This window comes from Enterobacter asburiae, assembly GCF_007035645.1.
GTDB lineage: Bacteria > Pseudomonadota > Gammaproteobacteria > Enterobacterales > Enterobacteriaceae > Enterobacter > Enterobacter asburiae_B.
This window is the reverse complement of record NZ_AP019632.1, coordinates 1,780,771-1,805,362: the sequence shown is the minus strand read 5'-3', so window position 1 is coordinate 1,805,362 and position 24,592 is coordinate 1,780,771. Positions and strand designations below refer to the sequence as shown.

The window sequence follows — 24,592 nt, the reverse complement described above, 5'->3', positions numbered from 1 at the left end:
GCTTACTCATCTTCGTCGTGGGCTGATTGTTCTTTAACAATACGAACCATATCAACGCGATAGTCGTTGGCTTCAACGATCGTAATGTGCAGCGGCGTCAGCTCGATCACATCTCCGACGCGCGGGATTTGCCCGTTAACGGCGATCACCAGGCCGGCAACGGTCGCGATGTCTTCTTCATCGTTGATCACGTTTTCCAGCCCCAGCGTGTGCGAGAGCGCGTGCAGGTCGGTGGTACCTTTAACCAGCCAGCCTTCACCGTCGGCAACGATCTCTGGCGTTTCGTCGGCATCCGGGAATTCACCGGCAATCGCTTCCAGCACGTCCAGCGGCGTAACCAGCCCCTGCACCACGCCAAACTCGTTGGTGACGATAACAAAGCTACCGCGAGCGCGGCGCAGCACTCCGAGCAGGTTGATAGGATCCAGCGTTTCCGGCACGACAATCGCAGGCGACGCAGCAGCAACGGCTTCCACGTTGACGCCCTCTTCCAGGGCCACCAGCATCTCTTTTGCCCGCACGACGCCGATGATCTCATCCAGCTCTCCGCGACACACCGGGAACAGGCTGTGCGGAGAAGAGAGCAGCTGCTGGCGAATTTCATCGACGCTTAGATTTGCATCAACCCAGCTGATCTCCCCGCGCGGCGTCATGATGCCGCGCAGCGAACGGGAGGCCAGGGAGAGCACGCCGTTGATCATGTAGCGCTCTTGTTCCACAAACGCCCCTTCCGGGACCGGAACCGGGTTATGGTTTTCGGAATCAGACTGGACGTTCACCTGACGACGACCGCCCATCAGGCGCAGAATCGCGTCTGCGGTACGGGCGCGCAGCGGCTGATTCGACTGCTGCTTAATAAAGTTACGGCGCGCAATCTGGTTGAACAGCTCGATCAGAATCGAGAAGCCAATCGCGGCGTACAGGTAGCCTTTCGGAATATGGAAGCCAAAACCTTCCGCCACCAGGCTCAGACCAATCATCAGCAGGAAGCTCAGACACAGCACGACCACCGTCGGATGCTGGTTGACGAAGCGCGTCAGCGGCTTCGAGGCCAGCAGCATGACCGCCATCGCAATAACGACAGCCGCCATCATTACCGGCAGATGATTCACCATGCCGACCGCCGTGATCACCGCATCCAGCGAGAAGACCGCATCAAGCACCACAATCTGCAGCACCACCACCCAGAAGCTGGCATAGCCTTTACCGTGCCCATCATCGTGCTGACGGTTTTCCAGCCGCTCGTGTAGCTCTGTCGTCGCTTTGAAAAGCAGGAATATCCCCCCGATCAGCATGATTAAATCACGCCCGGAGAAGGTGTAATCCATGACGGAGAACAGCGGTTTGGTCAGCGTGACCATCCAGGAGATGACGGAGAGCAGCCCCAGTCGCATAACCAGCGCCAGCGAGAGACCAATCAGACGCGCTTTGTCACGCTGTTTTGGCGGCAGTTTGTCCGCAAGGATGGCGATAAACACCAGGTTATCAATGCCGAGAACAATCTCCAGCACCACCAGCGTGAGCAATCCCACCCAGATTGACGGGTCCATTAAGAATTCCATGACAAGCTCCTGCTAAAGGAATGACGAAACGGTGCCCCACTCAACGTGGGCAAAACAGAGGTAAACAGAGTTGATACGTGGCGAGGATCGCCGGTGAATAAGGCGCGAAATGGCCTGGTTGATGACTGACGTCGGTGACGGTCCATATAGTGGGCTGTAACCCTATACTCCTGAACGATTAAACGGAGGCTAAACATATCAGAGACACTGTGTTTTTAGCAAAGATTTACGTTCCTTTGCAAAGTTCTGTAACACAGCGGCTTTACGCTACAGATAAATCTGTAACGCGTGGCTAAATTACGGATCTTCATCACATAAATTATTTTTTCACTATCTAAAATAATTCGCGGAAGTCTTAGTTTTTTTGAACTCTAACCCTTATCTGAATCGATTCGGTTCGCCAATACGATTCTCAGTACGGCTGCCTGGCAGGCGTATTAATGATAATAAAAGGAGGTAGCAAGTGACCATTGCTATTGTCATAGGCACACATGGTTGGGCTGCTGAGCAGCTACTCAAAACGGCAGAGATGCTGTTGGGCGAGCAGGAAAACGTCGGCTGGATCGATTTCGTTCCCGGTGAAAACGCCGAGACGCTGATAGAGAAGTACAACGCTCAACTCGCGAAGCTGGATACCAGCAAAGGCGTGCTGTTTCTCGTTGATACATGGGGCGGCAGCCCGTTCAATGCCGCCAGCCGCATTGTCGTCGATAAAGAGCACTATGAAGTTGTCGCCGGGGTTAATATTCCCATGCTGGTGGAAACCTTCATGGCTCGCGACGACAATCCGGCGTTCGATGAGCTGGTGGCGCTGGCCGTTGAAACCGGTCGCGAAGGGGTAAAAGCCCTGAAGGCGCAGCCGGTTGAAAAACCCGCCCCTGCGCCTGCAGCGGCACCAAAAGCGGCAGCACCGGCAAAACCGATGGGCCCGAACGATTACATGGTCATCGGCCTTGCGCGTATTGATGACCGCTTAATCCACGGCCAGGTCGCCACGCGCTGGACCAAAGAGACCAACGTTCGACGCATTATCGTGGTCAGCGACGAAGTGGCCGCCGATACCGTACGTAAAACCCTTCTGACTCAGGTTGCTCCTCCTGGCGTTACCGCGCACGTCGTGGATGTCGCCAAGATGATCCGCGTTTACAACAACCCGAAATACGCGGGTGAACGCGTGATGCTCCTGTTCACTAACCCGACAGACGTTGAGCGCATTGTTGAAGGCGGCGTGAAAATCACCTCCGTGAACATTGGTGGTATGGCATTCCGTCAGGGCAAAACGCAGGTCAACAACGCCATTTCAGTCGATGCGAAAGATATCGAGGCATTCAACAAGCTGAATGCGCGCGGTATTGAACTGGAAGCCCGTAAGGTTTCTACGGATCAAAAACTGAAAATGATGGATTTGATCGGCAAAGTTGGGAAATAAGCCCGCGCCGGTTCTCATATAAAGTTTATGTAATAGGAGAAGTGCAATGGAGATTACCACTCTTCAGATTGTGCTGGTGTTCGTCGTCGCATGTATTGCGGGTATGGAATCCGTACTTGATGAATTTCAGTTCCACCGCCCTCTGGTGGCCTGTACGCTGATTGGGGCCGTTCTGGGTGACATGAAAACCGGTATCATCATCGGTGGTACCCTGGAAATGATCGCCCTGGGCTGGATGAACATCGGCGCGGCGGTTGCGCCCGATGCGGCGCTGGCCTCTATCATTTCGACCGTTCTGGTTATTGCTGGTCACCAGAGTATTGGTGCCGGTATCGCCCTGGCGATACCGCTGGCTGCAGCAGGCCAGGTTCTGACCATCATCGTTCGTACTATCACCGTTGCCTTCCAGCACGCGGCGGATAAGGCGGCCGAAAACGGCAACCTCACGGCACTGTCGTGGATCCACGTTTCATCCCTGTTCCTGCAGGCGATGCGTATCGCGATCCCGGCGGTTATCGTAGCGATCTCTGTTGGTACCAGTGAAGTGCAGAGCATGCTGAACGCCATTCCAGAAGTGGTCACCGGCGGTCTGAACATCGCGGGCGGCATGATCGTGGTCGTCGGTTATGCGATGGTCATCAACATGATGCGCGCAGGCTATCTGATGCCGTTCTTCTACCTCGGCTTCGTGACCGCTGCCTTCACCAACTTCAACCTGGTTGCACTGGGTGTGATTGGTGCGGTAATGGCGATTCTCTACATCCAGCTCAGCCCGAAATATAACCGCGTCGCGGGTGCCCCAGCGCAGGCTGCTGGTAACAACGATCTCGATAACGAACTGGACTAGCAGGTGAGCGAAATGGTTGATATGACAAAAACTACCACCGAGAAAAAACTCACTCCGGGTGATATTCGTGGCGTGTTCATCCGTTCTAACCTGTTTCAGGGTTCATGGAACTTCGAACGTATGCAGGCGCTGGGCTTCTGCTTCTCCATGGTGCCGGCGATCAAGCGCCTGTACCCGGAAAACAACGAAGCACGCCGTCAGGCGATCAAGCGTCACCTGGAATTCTTTAACACCCATCCTTACGTAGCGGCTCCGGTTCTGGGCGTAACGCTTGCGATGGAAGAACAGCGTGCGAACGGCGCAGAGATTGACGACGGTGCTATCAACGGTATCAAAGTCGGCCTGATGGGTCCGCTGGCCGGTGTCGGTGACCCAATCTTCTGGGGTACCGTGCGTCCGGTCTTCGCGGCGCTGGGTGCCGGTATCGCGATGAGCGGCAGCCTGCTTGGCCCGCTGCTGTTCTTCATCCTGTTCAACGCCGTGCGCCTGCTGACCCGTTACTACGGTGTGGCCTACGGCTACCGTAAAGGGGTGGACATCGTTAAGGACATGGGCGGCGGCTTCCTGCAGAAACTGACTGAGGGGGCGTCAATCCTCGGCCTGTTTGTCATGGGGGCGCTGGTTAACAAGTGGACGCACGTGAACATCCCGCTGGTGGTATCGACCATCACCGGTCAGGATGGTCAGACGCGCGTCACCACCGTGCAGACGATTCTGGACCAGCTGATGCCGGGCCTGGTACCGCTGCTGTTGACCTTCGCCTGCATGTGGCTGCTGCGTAAGAAAGTGAACCCGCTGTGGATTATCGTTGGCTTCTTCGTCATCGGTATCGCGGGCTACGCAGTCGGCCTGCTGGGTCTGTAAGTTTCAATGCTATAGGCCGGGGGCTTGCCCCCGGTTTTTTTATCTGGAGGATGAATGACTGTCACGGACATCGTACTGGTTTTATTTATTGCTGCCCTTCTGGCTTACGCGATCTATGACGAGTTCATCATGCCCCGCCGTCACGGCGAGACGCTGCTCTCCCTTCCCCTTCTGCGACGCGGGCGCGTGGATGCGTTTATCTTCGCGGGTCTCATCGTTATTCTTATTTACAATAACGTCACTAGCCATGGTGCAATATTAACCACATGGTTATTATGTGCGCTGGCATTAATGGCGGTTTATCTGTTCTGGATCCGCACGCCGAAAATCATTTTTAAATCCCGCGGATTTTTCTTCGCCAATGTGTGGATAGAATATAACCGTATTAAAGAGATGAATTTATCCGAAGACGGTGTGCTGGTGATGCAATTAGAACAACGCCGCCTGCTTATTCGGGTGAAGAATATTGACGATCTGGAAAAAATATACAATTTACTTCTTAAAACTCAATGAGTTAAATATATAGCAATGGCTATATTCTGTGTTTATCTTGCGCAAGAAATATAGCCTAAGCTATATCCTTTTCGTTAATTTGCTCTCTATTTTTTAACGATAATTTCACGCTTAAAGACAAATGAAAATCGTTATCAACAAGCATTTTAAATAATGCTTCTCCATTGTTGTTTTATATTCTCAAAATATGTTAAGGTTGCGCCCGTCGTTGGGGAGTAGCCGATTTCCTGCTCGCAGGAAATGTACGTGTCAACATACTCGTTGAAAAACGTGGCGCGTACGGTTCGCTGACAGCACATCTTATGTGCGGCGCGATCAGGCGAGACCATAGATACATCAACTGCTGTTTACTGGGGGCAGTGATGTGTCATATGGATATCCCCGGTCTGGACGCTGTTATGAATATCTCCGCTACGATCCTCCTCGCTTTTGGCATGTCCATGGACGCATTTGCTGCTTCCATCGGAAAAGGCGCCACGCTCCACAAACCTAAGTTCTCAGAAGCCCTGCGTACCGGCCTCATTTTTGGTGCTATCGAAACGCTGACGCCGCTTATCGGCTGGGGACTTGGCATGCTCGCCAGCCAGTTCGTGCTGGAGTGGAACCACTGGATTGCCTTCGTACTGCTGGTGTTTCTCGGTGGCCGAATGGTGATTGAAGGTTTTCGCGGCGGTGATGATGAAGACGAAGAGCCGCAGCACCGCCACGGGTTCTGGCTGCTGGTCACCACGGCGATTGCCACCAGCCTTGATGCGATGGCCGTCGGCGTCGGTCTGGCATTCCTGCAGGTCAATATTATCGCCACCGCGCTGGCCATCGGCTGCGCAACGCTGATTATGTCCACGCTGGGCATGATGGTTGGACGGTTTATCGGCCCGCTGCTGGGTAAACGCGCCGAGATCCTGGGAGGAATTGTGCTGATTGGCATTGGTGCCCAGATCCTCTGGGCACACTTCGCCGGTTAATCTTCGCGCTGCCAGACGTGGATACTGAAATCCGTCTGGCAGTTAAATATTGATTGTAGAGCTAACGCTTCCCACACTTCCGGTTTTGCCCGCCACGCGAACGGCGTCATCTGCAGCAACGCGGTTGCTTCTTCCCCTTTAAGCGTCATTTCATACGCCACGCCTTGCTCCTGCTTCAGGCTAAAACCGGCCAGCTGTTCAGAATGAGGGGCATGCAGACGCACTTCGTCGTAGATCAGGCCTTTCAGCTCCATCAGATGACGCGGGCCCGGCGTCACGGTGACGACCCATCCGCCCGGTTTCACCACGCGAGCCAGCTCTTCCGCCTTGCAGGGCGCGTAAATGCGGATAACCGCATCCATGCTGGCATCGTCAAACGGCAGCCGGTGGCTGGATGCCACGCAGAACGTCACGTCCGCGTAACGCTTTGCCGCCGCGCGAATGGCCACTTTCGACACGTCCAGACCGAATGTCAACGCGCCCTTCTCGCGTGCGATCCCGGCAAACCGTGCGGTGTAGTACCCTTCCCCGCAGCCGATATCGAGCATGGCGGTGGCTGAACCCGGCAGGATGTCATTCAGCATCTGCGCGACGGTCTCCCGCAGCGGCAGATAGTGCCCGGCATCCAGAAACGCACGACGCGCCTGCATCATCTCTGCACTGTCGCCTGGATCGCGGGAGCGCTTATGCTGCACCGGCAGAAGATTCACGTAGCCTTCTTTTGCCATATCAAATTGATGCCCCTGCGGACAGGTATAGCTTTTATCTGAATCCGTCAGGGCGGCGTGGCAAAGGGGACAGCTGAAGGACATGGTGACTCCGGAGCATAATCAAAGGGCGAAGTGTACCGCTATTCGCCCTGGTTATAAACGCCCGGTTAACGCATAACGATAAGGTGATCGGAACCCGCCGGTAACCCGTCAGGTTTCACATTCTCCAGACGCAGCACGTTGCCCATAATCTCGCTGAAGACAGGTGCGGAAACGGCACCGCCGTAATAGGCACCATTTTGCGGATCGTTAATCACCACCACCAGGGCAAAGCGCGGATCGCTGGCGGGCGCAACGCCGGCCGTATACGCAACGTATTTATCGACGTACTTCCCGCTGTCGTCAATTTTCTTCGCCGTACCGGTTTTCACCGCCACCCGGTAATCACGAACGGCGGCCTTAACGCCCCCGCCGCCGGGCAGCGCAACGCTCTCCATCATGTGCTCCACCTCGTGCGCAATCTCTTCCGGCATGACGCGGTGCCCGATAACGGGTGGATCGATACGCGTAATCGAGAGAGGTCGCTCGAGCCCGAAGCCGCCAATCGTGGCGTAGACATGCGCCAGCTGGAGCGGCGTCACCATCAGCCCATAGCCGAAGGCAAAGGTCGCGCGATCGAGCTGGCTCCAGTATTTACGATTTGGCAACAGCCCCGCGCTTTCGCCCGTTAAGCCAAGCCCCGTATTCGTGCCAAATCCAAAGTTGCGATAGGTATCAATAAGATGCTGGACAGGCATTGCCAGGGACAGTCGTGACACGCCGGTGTCGCTCGATTTTTGCAGGATCCCGGTCATCGTCAGTTCAGGATAATAGCCCACGTCGCGGATACGATGCCCGTCAAGGGTATACGGGTGAGTGTCAATCACGCTGTCTGGCTGGACCAGGCCCTGCTGCAGGGCCGTCATCAGCACCAGCGGCTTGACCGTCGAACCGGGCTCGAACGTATCGCTGATGGCGCGATTGCGGAAATCGTTTATCGTCGCGCCTTCCCGATTATTGGGGTTGAAATCCGGATAGCTCGCCATGGCGAGTATTTCCCCGGTTGGGATATTAATTAGCACCGATGCACCAGACTCGGCCTTGTTCCAGGCCACGGCATTATCGAGCGCATCTTCGGTGATGGTTTGCAGCCGCTCGTCGATACTTAACTGGATGTTATGCGCCGGTGCAGGCGCCACTTCCGTCAGGTTTTCAACCACGCGACCGTATCGGTCTTCCCTTACCTGCCGCACACCCGGCTTACCGGTCAGCTGAGCGTTAAAGCTTTTTTCCACGCCTTCAATGCCCTGCCCGTCAATATTGGTGAAGCCAATCAGGTTCGCTGCCACATGGCCGGCAGGATAAAAACGGCGTGACTCGTCGCGTAAATTGATGCCGGGCAGATTCAGCTTATCGATCCACTTCGCCTGTGCAGGATCGACCTGACGGGCAAGATAAATAAAACGTCCCTGCGGGTTGGCGTTGATTCGCGCCGAGAGTGTGCCCAGGGAGAGATGCAGCGCATTTGCCAACGCCTGCCAGCGTTCATCAACGCCAACGCCCCCTTTTGCCAGCACCGTTTTAGGGTCGGCCCAGACGGCCCGGACGGGCACGCTCACCGCCAGGGGGCGACCTTCGCGATCCATTATCATGCCCCTCGGCGCATCAATCGCCAGCTGGCGGAGGGATCGCATATCTTCCTGCTTCACCAGGTTGTCAGGCTTGATGATTTGCAGCCAGGCAACGCGGCCCAGCAAAAAAGCCAGACTACAAAAAATAGCTAAACAGAGCAGCACAAAACGCGCCGGCGTGAAATTGCCAGCGGTCGTTATCAATTTCTTCTTCACCTGAACCCCAGGACTGTTAAACAACGCCCTGATTTAACGGGAAAAGATGGGGTTAAGGTGGCAAAACAGTGCTACTAACCTCGCAGCTTTGCAACAAGTTACTAACAAGACCGCAAATGGTAATATTTTGAAAGATAAAGGACATAAAAAAGCCCCGCGTTATGCGAGGCTTTATGTCTGAGATTGAAGTGCTAAGCGCTTCAGTCAGCAGCGGTTCGATCAGATAGCAGTTACGTTAACTGCAGCTGGGCCTTTCTGGCCATCCTGAATTTCGAACTCAACGTTCTGGCCTTCAGCCAGAGTTTTGAAGCCGTTACCCTGGATTGCAGAGAAGTGTACGAACACGTCTTTGCTGCCGTCAGCAGGAGTAATGAAACCAAAACCTTTAGACTCGTTGAACCACTTAACTTGACCTTTAATCTTTGCCATTTTGCAAAATTCCTTAGAGTGTTTTCTTAGCCCGCAGGCATTAACTGAGATAAAACTGAGACATTACTGCATGAGGCACTAATATAAGGTTCGGCAGAGAAGCGGTATTCAACGACAACGTGTTTACTCAGGACTTCTTTACTGAAAATGCCACACATAAACAGAACTGTACCTCGTTTGACCCAAAACGTGTTATCACACACTATGTTTAATATGGCAAGCCATTTTTAAACATGTCTCGATCCGCCGCACAAATTCGAACAGTGCCTGTCAGGTTTTGCACAATTATGCGCATCACTTACAGACAGCTCTGCTGCGTAACAAAGACCCAGCGTTGCTTTCACAAGCGCTGTAATCTAAGACTTTTTTAACATAGCTCAATCATTACGAAGCGTCCAGCAACCGGGAAAAGAAATCTTACGTCCTGATTGAGTTAGAACAATTTGTGAAAACTTATGCTTAAATCATTGTAACGCGACCAAATTGTTTCAGAGAAAAAACACTGTTAATAACCCGCGCCGAACTGTATTAAAATGCACCAACTAATAAACAGTGTTATGCACCAAAATAATGAAATTTTTATGACTCTGCATCAAAAGAAGGCAAGCAAAACGTTTCGATAAAAATAAAACATTCCTGAACGCGTTTACAGACAGAATATATGCACTACGTTATCGCTTCGTTTATAAGGATAAATATTCACCAACTTTCAGTATCCTGAAAGAATGATTAACTGGTGCTAAATTATCTAGCGCGTCAGTTAACTCCCGCACAGGTTCATCCAGGGATTCATCTGCCAGTTCAAACACGCCCCAGTGAATGGGAAACGCCAGAGGGCAGCCCAGCTGCTGCCACAATGCCACCGCAGATTGCGGATCCATATGATGGACAGCCATGAACCAGCGTGGGGCATAAGCTCCAATCGGTAACGCGGCAGCATCAATATTGCCCAGACGCTCAGGTATCAACAGCAGCTCGGGCGAATACCCCGTATCTCCGCTGAACCAGAAACGATGATGTCGACCTTCCATAACCCAGCCGCACCATAATGAGCGATTGCGGTTCCATGGCGTGCGCATACTCCAGTGCTGTGCCGGTACGGCGGTCAGCGTCATCCCCTGCCAGATGAAGCTCTGCCACCAGTCGAGCTCAACCACGCGTTTTCCCCCCCGGCGGCGAAACCAGCCGGCCAGGCCCAGCGGAACAAAAAAACTGACCTCGGGGAAGCGTTTGAGAATACGGCGAATGGTCGCGTCATCAAGATGATCGTAATGATTATGGGAGATGACGACCGCATCAAGCTGATGGAGTTGATCGACTGACAGAGCGGGAGGCGTTTTGCGCTGTGGTCCCAGGAAAGGGAGTGGAGAAGCGCGCCGTGAAAAAACCGGATCGGTAAGGATGATATTGCCGTCCAGCTGCAGCATCACGCTCGCGTGTCCCAGCCACCATACCCCATCTTCATGAGGTTGCGTAAGCTCAACCGGTTGCCACCACTGTTGGATAAAGTCTTCATAACCCAGCGCGGGTGGCTTCGGTAAACCGGCCTCTTTACGCGCTTTGCGCCAACGGTCAAGGTCGCCGGGTTGATGTCCAACAGGATAGGTATTACGAAAACCGTTCGGAGTGTGATGTTTCAGGGAGGGGTCATACCAGGGATTTTTCCAGACCACAGCCACCTCCCGGACAAAAGATTAACGCTCAGCCACCAGGCGGATAAAGTCGTCTTCGTCTTTGTTATCTTCAGCGACCGCGTCTTTCGGCGCGTCTTTCTCTTCCGGTTCGTTAGCCTCACACAGACGGCGCAGCAGCGCATTCTGACGTTTTTGCTGATCGAGAAGCGCTTCCAGCAGTTCAATCTGCTCGTTAGTACGGGAACTGGCGCGGTTCACGAAAAACCAGATGACCAGGCCCACAAGCAGAACAACCAAAGAAATCATCAGGGATGCCATATTCAGCAGCCCTGAATTCAGTAACTCACCCATTTCACCACCTCAATAAAAACGTCTATTTTACCACTGGCGCGAAGGAAGGAAATCACCTTGAGAAAAAATGCGTATTACCACGGAATAAACTTATTGATTGCGCAAACGCCGCTAAAAAACTGTACATCCTGATCGCACATCACATTGATCGTCTGCGTCCATAACACCACGCACGCTATCAGCACGATAATCAGAATTACCCAGCGTATTTTTTTCACTCCACACTCCGTCTAAAAACCTGATGTAACGAGGTTATCACGCTTATCTTAAACAAGGACTAACTGTACCGCCATCGCGCTTTTTTTCAGAATCCTGCACTTGTTTCATCGTGAAAACCGTTTACGCTAGCTTTATGATAACAACGACAAAAGAGGTTAATGATGCGCTTCATCATTCGAACAATTATTGCGCTGGCCATCGTCTGGATTGGCCTTCTGCTCACGGGTTACGGTGTGCTCGTGGGAAGCACCGAGAACGCAGCCGGGTTAGGGATTCAATGTAAATATTTAACAGCACAGGGCGTGAGCACTGCGCAATATTTGCATACTGACAGCGGGATCGTTGGCTTGACCCACTGTCCGGTTCTGCGTAAGACATCCGTCGTGATTGATAATGGCTAATCGGCCGGTGAAATGACTGGCAAAAAAAACGCCGCAACAGAGCGGCGTTTTTTTATACGAGCAGAGGTTAAAACGGGTAGTCGTGGTAACCCATCTGTTCAGAAATCTTACGTGCGGCAGTGTGCAGAATAGCCACATATTCATGCAGGCGCTCTTCGGAGAAGCGTAAGGTCGGGAAGGAGATACTCAAGCCCGCGATCACAACCCCAAAGCGGTCAAATACCGGAACGCCGATGCAGCGAAGCCCCTCTTCCTGTTCTTCGTTATCTTCGCCATACCCCTGCTCGCGTACGCGATCGAGCACCGTTAACAGCGCGTCCGTGCTGGTAATGGTTCGCGAGGTACTTTGCTTGTATTCCACGCCTTCGAGGATCTGCTTCACTTCTTCACGATCGCGCCACGCCAGCAGAACCTTACCAATCGCGGTACTGTAGAGCGGGTTGCGACGACCAATGCGCGAATACATGCGCAGATTGTACATGGAGTCGATTTTATGGATGTAAACAATGCTGTCTTCATCCAGCGCGCCGAGATGGATGGTCTCTTTGGTCAGGCGAGAGATTTCACGCATCTGAATATCAGCGCTGCGGATCAGGTCAACATTTTGTAGCGCACGGGCGCCCAGCTCAAACAGCTTCAGCGTCAGAGAGTATTTTTCAGATTCACCTTCCTGGGCTACGTAGCCCAGCGACTTCATGGTTTGCAAAAAGCGATATACGGTGCTTTTAGACATCATCACGCGCTGCGACAACTCTGTAATACCTATTTCACGCTCTTCCCCCAGCGCCTGTAAGATGCCAAAAACCTTCAGCACGGAAGAAACAGAATCTGGCTGTTTATCCAAATCCGCAATAGCCATTTACCACCTCATAGAGAGTGTTTTATAAAAATCAGAACCGGTTTTTATTATAAGTTCCCGTCATGTCACCTGCAATCAATCCGCGTTTACTTCGTTACAAATCTGCGACATATCGCGGCTGTAACAATGCTAAAATAGTTACCCTGAGAATAATTTCACGCTGAGCTTTTTTAATCCTAATGGAAAAGACCCTTTCCGATGGCCTGCCTTTACCCCAGCGGTATGGCGCTATAGCGACCATCATTATTGGTATCTCAATGGCCGTCCTTGACGGCGCAATCGCGAACGTTGCCCTGCCAACCATCGCCAGCGACCTGCACGCCTCTCCCGCCAGTTCGATATGGATCGTTAACGCCTATCAGATTGCGATTGTGGTTTCCCTGCTCTCGTTCTCTTTCCTGGGCGATATGTTCGGTTACCGTCGGGTGTATCAATGCGGTCTGGTGGTTTTCACCTTCACGTCGTTGTTATGCGCACTTTCAGATTCACTGCATACCCTGACGCTTGCCCGCATTGCGCAGGGTTTTGGCGGCGCGGCGCTCATGAGCGTAAATACGGCGTTAATCCGCTTAATTTATCCTCAGCGTCATCTGGGGCGCGGCATGGGGATTAACTCGTTTATTGTCGCCGTCTCTTCCGCCGCCGGGCCAACCATAGCGGCGGCGATCCTTTCCGTTGCGTCATGGCAATGGCTGTTTGCTATTAATGTGCCGCTGGGCATTGTCGCTATATTCTTTGCCCTGCGCTTTCTTCCCGCTAACGGTCCCAAAAGCACCATGCCGCGCTTCGATGTGGCGAGTGCGGTGATGAATGCCCTGACCTTTGGCCTGCTGATTACGGCGCTGAGCGGCTTTGCGCAGGGACAGTCCCTGATGCTTACCGGCGCGGAGCTCATCGCCCTGCTGGCGATCGGCTTCTTCTTTGTTCGCCGCCAGCTCACTCTCCCCGTGCCTTTGCTGCCGGTCGATCTGCTGCGTATTCCCCTCTTTTCCCTCTCTATTTGCACGTCAGTCTGCTCGTTCTGCGCCCAAATGCTGGCCCTGGTTTCTCTGCCCTTCTTTCTGCAGAGCGTGGTCGGCCGTTCAGAAGTGGAGAGCGGCCTGCTGTTAACCCCCTGGCCGCTGGCGACCATGGTGATGGCGCCGCTGGCAGGTTACTTAATTGAACGCGTCCATGCCGGTTTATTGGGAGCGTTGGGGCTGGCGGTGATGGCGACAGGCCTATTCGCGCTGGCTCTGCTACCGTCATCGCCAACCGATCTGGACATCATCTGGCGCATGATTCTGTGCGGCGCAGGGTTTGGCCTGTTCCAGTCCCCTAACAATCACACCATTATCACCTCCGCGCCGCGCCATCGCAGCGGTGGTGCCAGCGGCATGCTGGGGACCGCGCGCCTTCTGGGGCAAAGCACAGGTGCGGCACTGGTTGCCCTGATGTTTAACCTCGCCGGGCAAAACGGCAACCATGTCGCGCTTCTCACCGCGGGAGCCCTTGCCTCGCTCGCGGCGGTCGTCAGCGGCCTGCGCGTGACCCAGCCCAGGGTTCAGGCATAAAAAAAGCCGGGCGGAGTGTTCTCCTGCCCGGCTTATTAGGGTTCTTAGCGTTACTTCAGATATTCCCCACTGCGCAGCGCTTCGATACGTTTATCCAGCGGCGGGTGAGACATAAACAGCTCGCTCAGCGATTTGGATTTACCGTTAATGCAGAAGGCCATCATGCTGTTCGCTTCCTGCGGCTCATAGCTGGTTTTCAGACGCTGCAGCGCGGCAATCATCTTCTCACGACCAACCAGTTTCGCCGAGCCGGCATCCGCGTGGAATTCACGGTGGCGGGAGAACCACATGGTGATGATGCTGGCCAGAATACCGAATACCAGCTCCAGAACCATCGAAACGGCGAAGTAGATCAGCGGGTTGCCGTTGCTCTCTTCACCTTCGTCACGGTTGCCGCCCATAAAGCCTGCCGCGATCTGCGCCAGAATACGGGAGATGAAGATCACGAAGGTGTTCACCACGCCCTGAATCAGGGTCATGGTCACCATGTCACCGTTGGCGATATGGCTGATTTCGTGGGCAATAACCGCTTCGGCTTCGTCACGGCTCATGTTCTGCAGCAATCCGGTGCTGACGGCAACCAGTGACGCATCGCGACGGGCGCCCGTCGCGAAAGCGTTGATGTCCGGGGCATGGTAAATCGCCACCTGCGGCATGGCGATCCCGGCCTGACGGGATTGCTGAGCCACCGTATTCATCAGCCACTGTTCCATATCGTTACGCGGCTGTTCAATAACCTCACCACCCACCGATTTCAGTGCCATCCACTTCGACATCAGCAGGGAGATGAACGAGCCACCAAAACCAAACAGCAGCGCCATAATCAACAGACCCTGAACGCTGCTCGACTGAATTCCTGTCAGGCTTAGCACGAGCCCGAAAACCACCATGACCGCCAGGTTGGTGAGCAGGAAGAGCGCGATTCGCATCATAATTTTCTTTTTACCTCAGTTTAACAAAACGCACTATGCGATTACCCACATCGTATGGGTATTGCGGCTATTTTCAAGCATCCGGCGGGCGTAAGTCACCAGAAAGACACAACTTTACACAATTGGAAATCTGGCTGACGGAAGGATGAAGAACAAAAAGAAACAGGCACAATTCCTTGTGCCTGTTGGGTGATTATTTTGCCGGAGCGGGCTGTACGGCAGGTTTCTCTTTTTCCTGATTCGCCAGGTCGAGAGCGATATGCACCGTCTCGTCCAGATACGGATCCGGCTCCTGGTAATCTTTTGGCAGATCGTCCAGTTTCTTGAGCAGAGGCTTGCCTTCGCGCTTGAAGCGATCGTTGATACGCGCCAGGCGGGTTGCATCGTCTTCGTTATTCTCTTTCTCACGCTGTGCGTAGTTCAGAGAAACGATATTCCGCTTATCTTTCAGGGCATTGAATCGTGCAATGTCCTTCATGATGTACTGGAACTCCGGATCTTTCGCGATGCGGTCGTTATGCGCTTTCAGCAGTTCAGGGCCAAATTGCGTCATATCACCCGCTTTCACGTAGGTCGCGGCATTGATGCTGTCCCACGGCAAGGCGTTATCTTCAAACTTCTCGCCGGTTTCGGTCTCTTCCGTGCCTGTCGGCATCATGATGTCCGGCGTTACGCCCTTACGCTGCGTACTGCCGCCGTTCACGCGGTAGAATTTCTGAATGGTGTACTGAACCGAGCCCAGCGCAGGCCATTCCGGACGCAGCATCTGATCGTAAATACGATTCAGAGAGCGATACTGCTGAACGGTGCCTTTCCCGAAGGTTGGCTCACCGACGATCAGCGCGCGGCCATAGTCCTGCATTGCAGCGGCAAAGATTTCAGACGCGGAAGCACTGAAGCGGTCAACCAGGACCACCAGCGGGCCTTTGTAGTAGACCACACCGTCGTTGTCGGCATCTTCACGCACTTTACCGTTGTTATCGCGCACCTGAACCACCGGACCAGATGGAATGAACAGACCGGAGAGTGAAACCGCTTCCGTCAGCGCCCCGCCGCCGTTACTGCGCAGGTCGATGATAATGCTGCTGACGTTCTGCTTTTCAAGCTTCTGCAGCTGAACCTTCACATCGTCAGTCAGGCCCACGTAGAAGCCAGGAATATCCAGAACACCCACCTTCTCTTTACCCACGGTTTTCACCGACATTTTCACCGCGCGGTCTTCCAGACGGATACGCTCGCGGGTCAGGGTAACGATACGGGTTTTGGTGCCTTTACCGGCAGGCAGAATTTCCAGACGAACCTTGCTGCCTTTCGGACCTTTGATCAGCGCAACCACGTCATCGAGACGCCAGCCGATCACGTCGACCATGTTCTGGCCTGTTTGTCCTACACCCACAATGCGATCGCCTACGCTAATCGCTTTGCTTTTGGATGCCGGGCCACCCGCGACCATGGAATTGATCACCGTGTAATCATCGTCCATCTGCAGCACCGCGCCGATACCTTCCAGAGACAGGCTCATCTCGGTATTGAACTGTTCGGTGTTGCGTGGAGAGAGATAGTTGGTGTGCGGATCGATTTCGTGCGCAAAGGCGGTCATCGCGAGTGAGAAAACATCCTCACTGTTGGTCTGCGCCAGACGACGAATGGCGAATTTGTAACGACGCGTCAGCGTGTCACGGATCTCTTTTTCGTCTTTGCCGGTCAGCTTAAGACTCAGTTCGTCGTATTTAACTTTACCGTCCCACAGCGCATTCAACTCGGCTTCGTCTTTCGGCCAGGGTGCTTTACTGCGATCCAGATTAAAGGTGTCAGTACCGGTGAAGTCCATCGGACGTTCCAGCACTTTCAGCGCGTACTGATAGCGTTCAAAGCGGCGCTTTTGCGACAGGTTGTAGAGATCGTAGAACAGATCCAGCTTGCCAGAACGCAACTCGTCACCCACCTCGGATTTGCGCTTAGCGAACTGCTCGACATCGCTGGCGAGCAAAACGTTATGGCTGTAATCCAGCAAGTTCAGATAGCGGTCAAAGATTTTGGCCGAAAAGGCCTGATCGAGATCGAACTGACGATAGTGCGAGCGGGTAAAACGTGAGGTCACGCGCTCGCTCACCGTCGCGTGCTGCGTCTCTTCCTTGAGAACCGGAATTTGATCAACACGCGTAATATCGTCCACTGCAAAAGCGTGACCTGTTATGGCAAACAGGCCCGCCAGCGCGGTGAGCTTAAAAAAAGTGTTCATGCCAGGCTTGGCCTCCGTTTCAGAACAACAAGTGTTCTGCGCGTACAATCATTGACATACCAGAAGTCAGCTGTACACGAACGCCATCTTTGGTGATTTCCAGTACGGTGGCGTCCATAGCATTGTTACCCGCTTTTACCTTCAGCGCCTGACCTACGCTCAGGGCGTTAATGTCAGAAACCGGCGTATGGCGCGGCTCTTCACGAGGGGCACGCGGGGCTTTTGCTGCTGGTTTGTCTGCACGCGGTTTGCGATCGTTATTATCGTGACGGCGCGGCGCAGGGCGTGGTTTACGCTCACGACGAGGCGCTTCTTCCTGGCCGTTTGCCGCTGCGGCTTCACGTTTTTTCGCCTGCTGTTCTGCACGTTGTGCCTGAACGCGTGCTTTGGCTTCTTCAAGCTGCTTACGCGCGTGCTCAACGTGCTGCTCGTCCAGTTCACCACACGGGTTGCCGTCGAGATCCACGCGGGTCGCGCCAGGTTTGATACCGTACAGGTAGCGCCAGCTCGAAGTATAAAGACGTAAGGCGGAACGCAGCTGAGTTTTGCTGAGGTTCATTTCCCCTTCAACACGCGCCACCAGATCCTGAAAAATACCGACTTTCAGGGGACGAGCTTCACCTTCCGCGCTGAAGCACTGCGGGAAACGCTCGGCCAGAAATGCGATAACTTCTTTACTGCTATTCAACTTAGGTTGATTTTCCATGAAATTTCCTGATTACAACGGACGTTGCCAACAAGCGCAGGCATGAACAGGCGTCATTATAATGACGCTATCAGTAAATGCTACGTTATCCGTTGATTATCCTGCGACGCTCGCAAAGAATTTTTGATAATCGGTTGCGGCGAGTACGTTTTCCAGATTCGCCACCAGCTCGCGCAGCCCCTGTTCGTCCTCGGTTGTAAAGCGACTGAAGACCGTACTGTCGATATCCAGAACGCCAATAATCTGATTTTTGACCACCAGCGGCAGAACGATTTCAGAATTACTGGCGGCGTCACAGGCAATGTGCCCGTCAAACGCATGAACGTCTTCCACACGCTGGACCTGATTTTCGGCCACCGCCGTGCCGCATACGCCACGCCCTACCGGAATACGCACGCAGGCCAGTTTGCCCTGGAACGGACCGAGCACCAGCGTTTCACCTTCCAGGAGGTAAAAGCCGGCCCAGTTCACGTCAGAGAGACGTTCAAACAGCAATGCGCTAGTATTTGCCAGAGTGGCTAAGAAGCTGGTCTCACCCGCCATCAATGCCTTAAAATCGCGGTTCAGATCCGCGTAGAATTCTGTTTTGTTCATTATTCAATCACTTAGTTGTCTTACAAATTTACCGCATAGCCTATTAAAATAAGCATTAAATGCGCTCATGCTCAAGATGAATCCGTTCATGAGTTATTATAACTTTCAACAATACTTATTTGTGCGCAGCTGATGGCCTTAAAAACAACCAAAATTACGCCGACAAGAAAGATAACTGTCCATACGGTGAGCGAAGCTTTGCCACGTGCACATTATCAGCGTTGCCCCCAGTGCGATACGCTTTTTATGTTGCCGAAGATGAAATCGCACCAAAGTGCCTTTTGTCCCCGCTGCGACGCCAAAATTCGCGACGGCCGCGACTGGTCGCTCACCCGCCTCGCCGCCATGGCCGTCACCATGCTGCTGCTAATGCCCTTCGCCTGGAGCGAACCGCTGCTGAAACTCTACCTGCTTGGCGTGCGCATTGACGCCAACGTGCTGCAGGGTATCTGGCAGATGACCCGTCAGGGGGATCCCATCACCGCTGCCATGGTGCTGTTCTGCACCGTTGGTGCGCCGCTGGTGCTGGTCGCCGCCATTGCCTATCTGTGGTTTGGCAATATTCTCGGCATGAACCTTCGCCCGGTGCTGCTGATGCTGGATAAGCTCAAAGAGTGGGTGATGCTGGATATTTATCTGGTGGGCGTGGGCGTTGCGTCAATAAAGGTACAGGACTACGCCTTTTTGCAGCCCGGCATCGGACTCTTTGCTTTCATCAGCCTGGTATTGCTGAGCATCCTGACGCTGATCCACCTGAACGTTGAACAGCTCTGGGAGCGATTTTATCCTCAGCGCCCCGCCACGCGTCCTGATGAAAATCTGCGCGTCTGTCTGGGATGCCACTATACCGGCTTGCCCGACGCGCGTGGGCGCTGCCCGCGGTGTCACATTCCGTTGAGACTGCGGCGCAACAACAGCCTGCAAAAATGCTGGGCCGCGCTGATCGCCTCCCTGGTGTTTCTGATCCCAGCCAATATGCTGCCGATTTCCATCATTTACGTGAATGGCGGGCGTCAGGAGGATACTATCCTCTCCGGGATTATCTCCCTTGCGCACAGCAACGTCGGGGTGGCGGCGATCGTTTTTATTGCCAGTATCCTGGTTCCCTTTACCAAAGTGGTGGTGATGTTTACCCTGCTCATCAGCATTCACTTTAAATGTGAACAAGGCTTACGGACCCGCATTCTGCTGCTGCGGTTCGTCACCTGGATTGGCCGCTGGTCAATGTTAGATCTGTTCGTGATTTCGCTGATGATGTCGCTCATCAATCGCGACCAGCTACTTGCTTTTACAATGGGACCCGCGGCTTTTTATTTCGGCTCTGCGGTGATATTGACTATTCTTGCTGTGGAATGGCTGGATAGCCGCTTACTTTGGGATGCACATGAGTCAGGAAACCCCCGCTTCGCCGACTGAAGCGAGAATTAAAACAAAACGCCGCATTTCGCCATTCTGGTTGCTGCCCGTCATCGCCCTGATGATTGCAGGCTGGCTGATCTGGACGAGCTATGAAGATCGCGGGAGTACCGTCACCATTGATTTCCAGACCGCCGACGGCATCGTCGCCGGGCGAACGCCCGTTCGCTTCCAGGGGGTTGAAGTGGGTACGGTTCAGGACATCTCCCTTGGAAAAGGGCTGAACAAGATTCAGGTGCGGGTCAGTATTAAATCTGACATGCAGGATGCCCTGCGCAGCGAAACGCAGTTCTGGCTGGTCACGCCAAAAGCGTCTCTGGCCGGCGTGTCAGGGCTGGATGCGCTCGTGGGCGGTAACTATATCGGCATGATGCCGGGTAAAGGAGAGCCGCAGGATCACTTTGTTGCCCTGGATACACAGCCCAAGTACCGCCTCAACAACGGCGATTTAATGATCCATCTGCAGGCGCCGGATCTCGGTTCTCTGAACAGCGGTTCGCTGGTCTATTTCCGCAAAATCCCGGTTGGCCGCGTGTACGATTACGCGATCAACCCGAATAAACAGGGCGTCACCATCGACGTGCTGATCGAGCGTCGCTTCACCAATCTGGTGAAAAAAGGCAGCCGCTTCTGGAACGTCTCCGGCGTGGATGCGGACGTCAGCCTGAGCGGTGCGAAAGTGAAGCTGGAGAGTCTGGCCGCGCTGGTAAATGGTGCCATTGCCTTTGACTCCCCGGAAAACTCAAGCCCTGCCACCGCGGATGACTCATTTGGATTGTACGCAGACCTGGCGCACAGCCAGCGCGGCGTGATCGTCAAACTCGCTCTGCCCGATGCTAAGGGGCTAAAAGCGGGTTCAACGCCGCTGATGTATCAGGGATTGCAGGTTGGTCAGCTCACCAAAATGACGCTCAACCCGGGCGGCTCGGTCACTGGAGAAATGACTGTCGATCCGAGCGTGGTCGACCTCCTGCGCGAGAAAACGCGTATCGAAATGCGCAGTCCAAAGCTCTCCCTGAACGATGCCAGCCTCAGCACGCTGTTGACCGGCAATACGTTTGAACTCATCCCCGGTGAAGGTGAGCCCAGCAATAGCTTCGTGATTGCCCCGGCGGATAAATCCCTGCTGCAAAAGCCGGGCGTAGTGACCGTCACGCTGAATGCGTCAGAAAGTTACGGAATCGAAGCCGGCCAGCCGTTAATTTTACACGGCGTGCAGGTCGGCCAGGTGCTGGAGCGTAAGCTCTCCGCGAATGGCGTGACCTTCTCGGTCGCCATCGATCCGCAGTACAGCGACCTGGTGCACGGCGACAGCAAATTCGTGGTGAACAGTCGCGTCGATGTGAAGGTGGGACTGGACGGCGTGGAATTCCTCGGCGCCAGCGCCAGCGAATGGGTTAACGGCGGCATCCGCATTCTGCCCGGTGATAAAGGCCCCGTTCGCGACAGCTATCCGCTGTATGCCAACCTGGAGAAAGCGGTTGAAAACAGCCTGAGCGATCTCCCTACCACCACGCTGACATTAAGCGCCGAGACGCTGCCGGACGTACAGGCAGGTTCCGTGGTGCTGTATCGCAAGTTTGAAGTTGGGGAAGTGATCGCCGTTCGCCCGCGTGCGGACGCGTTTGATATCGAACTGCATATCAAGCCGGAGTACCGCAAGCTGCTGACGCCAAACAGCGTCTTCTGGGCCGAAGGCGGCGCGAAAGTTCAGCTTAACGGTAACGGGCTGACCGTGCAGGCCTCCCCGCTCTCACGCGCGCTGCGCGGGGCAATTAGCTTCGATAATCTTAGCGGCGCGGGCGCGAATCTGCGCAAAGGCGATAAGCGTATTCTCTTCCCGTCCGAAACCGCCGCGCGTGCCGTGGGTGGACAGATTACCCTGCACGCGTTTGATGCCGGTAAGCTGGCGGAAGGCATGCCAATCCGCTATCTGGGCATTGATATTGGACAGATCCAGAAGCTGACGCTGATTACCTCGCGCAACGAGGTGCAGGCCACCGCCGTGCTGTACCCGGAATATGTGCAGACCTTCGCCCGCACGGGTTCGCGCTTCTCGGTGGTGACGCCGCAGATCTCGGCCGCAGGCGTTGAGCATCTCGACACCATCCTGCAGCCGTACATCAACGTTGAGCCGGGCCAGGGCAATGCACGTCGTGATTTCGAGCTTCAGGAAGCCACGATCACCGACTCGCGCTATCTTGGCGGCCTGAGCATCGTGGTGGAAGTGCCGGAAGCCGGCTCGCTGAGCATCGGCACCCCGGTTCTGTTCCGCGGCATTGAAGTGGGTACGGTCACGGGCCTGACGCTCGGTACGCTCTCCGACCGCGTGATGGTGGCGTTACGCATCAGCGAACGCTACCAGCACCTGGTCCGTAATAACTCGGTATTCTGGCTGGCATCCGGCTATTCGCTGGACTTTGGCCTGACGGGAGGCGTGGTGAAAACCGGCACCTTCAACCAGTTCATTCGCGGCGGTATCGCGTTTGCCACGCCGCCGGGCACGCCGCTGGCGCCGAAAGCGCAGCCGGGTAAACACTTCCTGCTGCTCGAAAGCGAACCGAAAGAATGGCGCGAATGGGGAACCGCCCTGCCGCGTTAATCTGAAAGGCTCCGGTGTCAACGCACCGGAGCCTTTATGTTACACTGCGCGCCTGAACTTTTCCCTGTGGTGTGCCCGTGGCTCAAAACTCCGTATTTCTTCCTGAACAATTCCTGGCGCAGATGCGCGAGGCGCTTCCTTCTCACCTGTCGTTAGATGATTTTATCGCCGCCTGCCAGCGTCCGTTACGCCGAAGTATTCGCGTCAACACGCTGAAAATCAGCGTCGAGGATTTTCTGGCGCTGGTCTCGCCGTACGGCTGGCAGCTTACGCCGGTCCCGTGGTGCGCCGAGGGGTTCTGGATCGAACGCGATGACGAAGCCTCGCTGCCGCTGGGCAGTACCGCTGAACATCTGAGCGGCCTGTTCTATATTCAGGAAGCCAGCTCGATGCTGCCGGTGGCCGCCCTGTTCGCCGATGGTAATGCGCCTGAACGCGTGATGGATGTTGCCGCCGCTCCTGGCTCAAAAACCACGCAAATTGCCGCCCGAATGAGTAACCACGGGGCGATCCTCGCCAACGAGTTTTCCGCCAGCCGCGTGAAGGTGCTGCATGCCAACATCAGCCGCTGCGGTATTCATAATGTTGCCCTGACGCACTTCGACGGACGCGTGTTTGGCGCCGCTTTACCGGAAGCCTTCGATGCCATTCTGCTGGACGCGCCCTGCTCCGGCGAAGGAGTGGTGCGTAAAGATCCCGACGCGTTAAAAAACTGGTCAGTTGAGAGCAACCTTGAGATCGCCGCCACGCAGCGCGAGCTGATCGACAGCGCATTTCACGCGTTGCGCCCTGGCGGCACGCTGGTCTATTCCACGTGCACCTTAAACCGCGATGAAAACGAAGACGTCTGCCTGTGGCTGAAAGCGAACTACCCGGAGGCAGTTGAGTTCCTGCCGCTTAACGGCCTGTTCGCCTCGGCACAGGAGGCGGTCACGCCGGAGGGTTTCCTTCACGTGTTCCCGCAGATTTACGACTGCGAAGGTTTTTTTGTGGCTCGTTTGCGTAAAACGCAGGCGGTTGCTCCCCTGCCCGCACCTAAATTCAAGGTCGGCAACTTCCCGTTTTCCCCTCTTAAAGGTCGCGATGCAGCACAGCTTGAAGCCGCCGCCAAAAAGGTTGGGCTGGTCTGGGATGAGAGCCTGCACCCCTGGATGCGTGATAAAGAGATATGGCTGTTCCCGGCACAGATCGAGCCGCTTATCGGAAAGGTCCGTTTTTCCCGAATCGGTATCCGCCTGGCGGAAGTGCATAATAAAGGGTATCGCTGGCAGCATGAGGCCGTTATCGCCCTTGCCGGAGGCGAGAATACCTTTGCCCTGACGCATCAGGAAGCCGAAGAGTGGTACCGTGGTCGCGATGTCTATCCGGACAGCACGCCATCAGGCGATGAAGTGATAGTGACGTATCAGGGATATCCGCTGGGGCTGGCAAAAAAGGTCGGTTCAAGGCTGAAAAACAGCTATCCGCGCGAGCTGGTTCGGGACGGCCGTCTGTTTACCGGTAACGATCGCACAGCCTGAAAAAAAGCGCATTTTTTTACTGGCGATTTTGCTCTCCTTGTCTACGATCAAAAATGGGTGATCGCACTGGTCATACCAGATTTTGACAACCGACCCGGAGAGCACTATGACGAAAACCAGCGTGCGTATTGGCGCTTTTGAGATCGACGACGCAGAGCTGCGCGGCGAAGCACAAGGCGATCGAACGTTAAGTATTCCCTGCAAATCCGACCCGGATTTGTGCATGCAGCTCGATGCATGGGATGCAGACACCAGCGTCCCGGCAATACTTGATGGCGAACATTCTGTCCTTTACCGTGAGCATTACGATAGTAAAACCGATGCCTGGGTCATGCGTCTTGCCTGACCTAAAGAGAAC

Annotated in this window: 24 protein-coding genes and 1 pseudogene; 11 read left to right on the top strand and 14 right to left on the bottom strand. The window is 54.5% G+C overall.

Going from position 1 to position 24,592, the window contains the following annotated elements; all coding sequences use genetic code 11:
* Nucleotides 1–2: 2 nt before the first annotated feature.
* Together yoaE and FOY96_RS23245 are read right to left on the bottom strand one after the other, a co-directional pair.
* Complete coding sequence (gene yoaE, locus FOY96_RS08580; RefSeq protein ID WP_143346841.1) at nucleotides 3–1,562, bottom strand: CNNM family cation transport protein YoaE; 1,560 nt, start codon at nucleotides 1,560–1,562, stop codon at nucleotides 3–5.
* Nucleotides 1,550–1,708 carry a protein YoaL gene (locus tag FOY96_RS23245; RefSeq protein ID WP_370883520.1) on the bottom strand — a complete coding sequence of 53 codons (159 nt, stop codon included), beginning with the start codon at nucleotides 1,706–1,708 and terminating at the stop codon, nucleotides 1,550–1,552. Before FOY96_RS23245 ends, yoaE begins: the two co-directional genes overlap by 13 nt.
* Nucleotides 1,709–2,025: 317 nt before the next feature.
* Here FOY96_RS23245 and manX point away from each other — a divergent pair, with 317 nt between their 5' ends.
* The 5 genes from manX to mntP all read left to right on the top strand — a co-directional run bounded on the left by manX (nucleotide 2,026) and on the right by mntP (nucleotide 6,180).
* Entirely contained in the window at nucleotides 2,026–2,991 is a 966-nt protein-coding gene (manX, locus tag FOY96_RS08575) for a PTS mannose transporter subunit IIAB (protein ID WP_032658500.1), read from the top strand.
* Between the two features lie 46 nt (nucleotides 2,992–3,037).
* Nucleotides 3,038–3,838: a PTS mannose transporter subunit IIC gene (gene manY / locus FOY96_RS08570; protein ID WP_008500490.1), complete on the top strand. Its 801-nt coding sequence runs from the start codon at nucleotides 3,038–3,040 to the stop codon at nucleotides 3,836–3,838.
* Between the two features lie 12 nt (nucleotides 3,839–3,850).
* Nucleotides 3,851–4,702: a PTS mannose transporter subunit IID gene (locus tag FOY96_RS08565; RefSeq protein ID WP_006810994.1), complete on the top strand. Its 852-nt coding sequence runs from the start codon at nucleotides 3,851–3,853 to the stop codon at nucleotides 4,700–4,702.
* A 54-nt stretch (nucleotides 4,703–4,756) separates the two neighbouring features.
* The gene (locus tag FOY96_RS08560; protein WP_111964794.1) at nucleotides 4,757–5,215 is read left to right on the top strand and encodes a DUF986 family protein; all 459 of its coding nucleotides are present in this window, start codon (nucleotides 4,757–4,759) and stop codon (nucleotides 5,213–5,215) included.
* 398 nt (nucleotides 5,216–5,613) lie between these two features.
* Nucleotides 5,614–6,180, top strand: coding sequence for a manganese efflux pump MntP (gene mntP, locus FOY96_RS08555; RefSeq protein ID WP_029741998.1), 567 nt, complete (start codon nucleotides 5,614–5,616; stop codon nucleotides 6,178–6,180).
* On the opposite strand, the gene rlmA is transcribed toward mntP, so the two are convergent.
* From rlmA to mgrB, 7 genes and pseudogenes are all read right to left on the bottom strand, one after another.
* Entirely contained in the window at nucleotides 6,177–6,992 is an 816-nt protein-coding gene (gene rlmA, locus FOY96_RS08550) for a 23S rRNA (guanine(745)-N(1))-methyltransferase (RefSeq protein WP_143346840.1), read from the bottom strand. The two genes, mntP and rlmA, sit on opposite strands and share 4 nt — an antisense overlap.
* Before the next feature lie 65 nt (nucleotides 6,993–7,057).
* Nucleotides 7,058–8,776 carry a peptidoglycan glycosyltransferase FtsI gene (gene ftsI, locus FOY96_RS08545; protein WP_033145830.1) on the bottom strand — a complete coding sequence of 573 codons (1,719 nt, stop codon included), beginning with the start codon at nucleotides 8,774–8,776 and terminating at the stop codon, nucleotides 7,058–7,060.
* A 219-nt stretch (nucleotides 8,777–8,995) separates the two neighbouring features.
* On the bottom strand, nucleotides 8,996–9,205 hold the full coding sequence (gene cspE, locus FOY96_RS08540; RefSeq protein WP_001062678.1) for a transcription antiterminator/RNA stability regulator CspE: 210 nt from the start codon (nucleotides 9,203–9,205) through the stop codon (nucleotides 8,996–8,998).
* 13 nt (nucleotides 9,206–9,218) lie between these two features.
* Nucleotides 9,219–9,363 (bottom strand): annotated as a pseudogene (locus FOY96_RS08535) (DUF2627 domain-containing protein).
* A 525-nt stretch (nucleotides 9,364–9,888) separates the two neighbouring features.
* Complete coding sequence (locus tag FOY96_RS08530) at nucleotides 9,889–10,878, bottom strand: MBL fold metallo-hydrolase (RefSeq protein ID WP_143346839.1); 990 nt, start codon at nucleotides 10,876–10,878, stop codon at nucleotides 9,889–9,891.
* Between the two features lie 21 nt (nucleotides 10,879–10,899).
* Entirely contained in the window at nucleotides 10,900–11,190 is a 291-nt protein-coding gene (locus FOY96_RS08525) for a YebO family protein (RefSeq protein WP_008500484.1), read from the bottom strand.
* A 74-nt stretch (nucleotides 11,191–11,264) separates the two neighbouring features.
* Nucleotides 11,265–11,408, bottom strand: a complete 144-nt coding sequence (gene mgrB, locus FOY96_RS08520; RefSeq protein ID WP_006175995.1) for a PhoP/PhoQ regulatory lipoprotein MgrB — start codon at nucleotides 11,406–11,408, stop codon at nucleotides 11,265–11,267.
* Nucleotides 11,409–11,570: 162 nt separating this feature from the next.
* Here mgrB and FOY96_RS08515 point away from each other — a divergent pair, with 162 nt between their 5' ends.
* Nucleotides 11,571–11,810, top strand: a complete 240-nt coding sequence (locus tag FOY96_RS08515) for a YobH family protein (RefSeq protein WP_033145832.1) — start codon at nucleotides 11,571–11,573, stop codon at nucleotides 11,808–11,810.
* 67 nt (nucleotides 11,811–11,877) lie between these two features.
* Here FOY96_RS08515 and kdgR read toward each other — a convergent pair whose 3' ends face one another.
* Complete coding sequence (gene kdgR, locus FOY96_RS08510; RefSeq protein ID WP_023312208.1) at nucleotides 11,878–12,669, bottom strand: DNA-binding transcriptional regulator KdgR; 792 nt, start codon at nucleotides 12,667–12,669, stop codon at nucleotides 11,878–11,880.
* Nucleotides 12,670–12,848: 179 nt separating this feature from the next.
* Here kdgR and FOY96_RS08505 point away from each other — a divergent pair, with 179 nt between their 5' ends.
* Entirely contained in the window at nucleotides 12,849–14,222 is a 1,374-nt protein-coding gene (locus FOY96_RS08505) for an MFS transporter (protein WP_143346838.1), read from the top strand.
* A gap of 50 nt (nucleotides 14,223–14,272) precedes the next feature.
* Here FOY96_RS08505 and htpX read toward each other — a convergent pair whose 3' ends face one another.
* The 4 genes from htpX to FOY96_RS08485 form a co-directional block, all read right to left on the bottom strand.
* Nucleotides 14,273–15,154, bottom strand: coding sequence for a protease HtpX (gene htpX / locus FOY96_RS08500; RefSeq protein ID WP_014884290.1), 882 nt, complete (start codon nucleotides 15,152–15,154; stop codon nucleotides 14,273–14,275).
* A 193-nt stretch (nucleotides 15,155–15,347) separates the two neighbouring features.
* Entirely contained in the window at nucleotides 15,348–17,396 is a 2,049-nt protein-coding gene (gene prc, locus FOY96_RS08495) for a carboxy terminal-processing peptidase (RefSeq protein ID WP_029741991.1), read from the bottom strand.
* A gap of 19 nt (nucleotides 17,397–17,415) precedes the next feature.
* Entirely contained in the window at nucleotides 17,416–18,102 is a 687-nt protein-coding gene (gene proQ / locus FOY96_RS08490; RefSeq protein WP_014884292.1) for an RNA chaperone ProQ, read from the bottom strand.
* Between the two features lie 96 nt (nucleotides 18,103–18,198).
* Complete coding sequence (locus FOY96_RS08485) at nucleotides 18,199–18,696, bottom strand: GAF domain-containing protein (protein WP_008500476.1); 498 nt, start codon at nucleotides 18,694–18,696, stop codon at nucleotides 18,199–18,201.
* Nucleotides 18,697–18,828: 132 nt separating this feature from the next.
* On the opposite strand from FOY96_RS08485, the gene yebS reads away from it, so the two are divergent.
* From yebS to FOY96_RS08465, 4 genes are all read left to right on the top strand, one after another.
* Complete coding sequence (gene yebS, locus FOY96_RS08480; protein ID WP_023312213.1) at nucleotides 18,829–20,112, top strand: membrane integrity lipid transport subunit YebS; 1,284 nt, start codon at nucleotides 18,829–18,831, stop codon at nucleotides 20,110–20,112.
* On the top strand, nucleotides 20,081–22,714 hold the full coding sequence (locus FOY96_RS08475) for a PqiB family protein (protein WP_143346837.1): 2,634 nt from the start codon (nucleotides 20,081–20,083) through the stop codon (nucleotides 22,712–22,714). Before yebS ends, FOY96_RS08475 begins: the two co-directional genes overlap by 32 nt.
* Before the next feature lie 77 nt (nucleotides 22,715–22,791).
* A complete protein-coding gene (gene rsmF / locus FOY96_RS08470; RefSeq protein WP_143346836.1) occupies nucleotides 22,792–24,234 on the top strand; it encodes a 16S rRNA (cytosine(1407)-C(5))-methyltransferase RsmF in 1,443 nt (480 codons plus the stop codon).
* Nucleotides 24,235–24,340: 106 nt separating this feature from the next.
* The gene (locus tag FOY96_RS08465) at nucleotides 24,341–24,580 is read left to right on the top strand and encodes a YebV family protein (protein ID WP_008500472.1); all 240 of its coding nucleotides are present in this window, start codon (nucleotides 24,341–24,343) and stop codon (nucleotides 24,578–24,580) included.
* Nucleotides 24,581–24,592 lie beyond the last annotated feature (12 nt).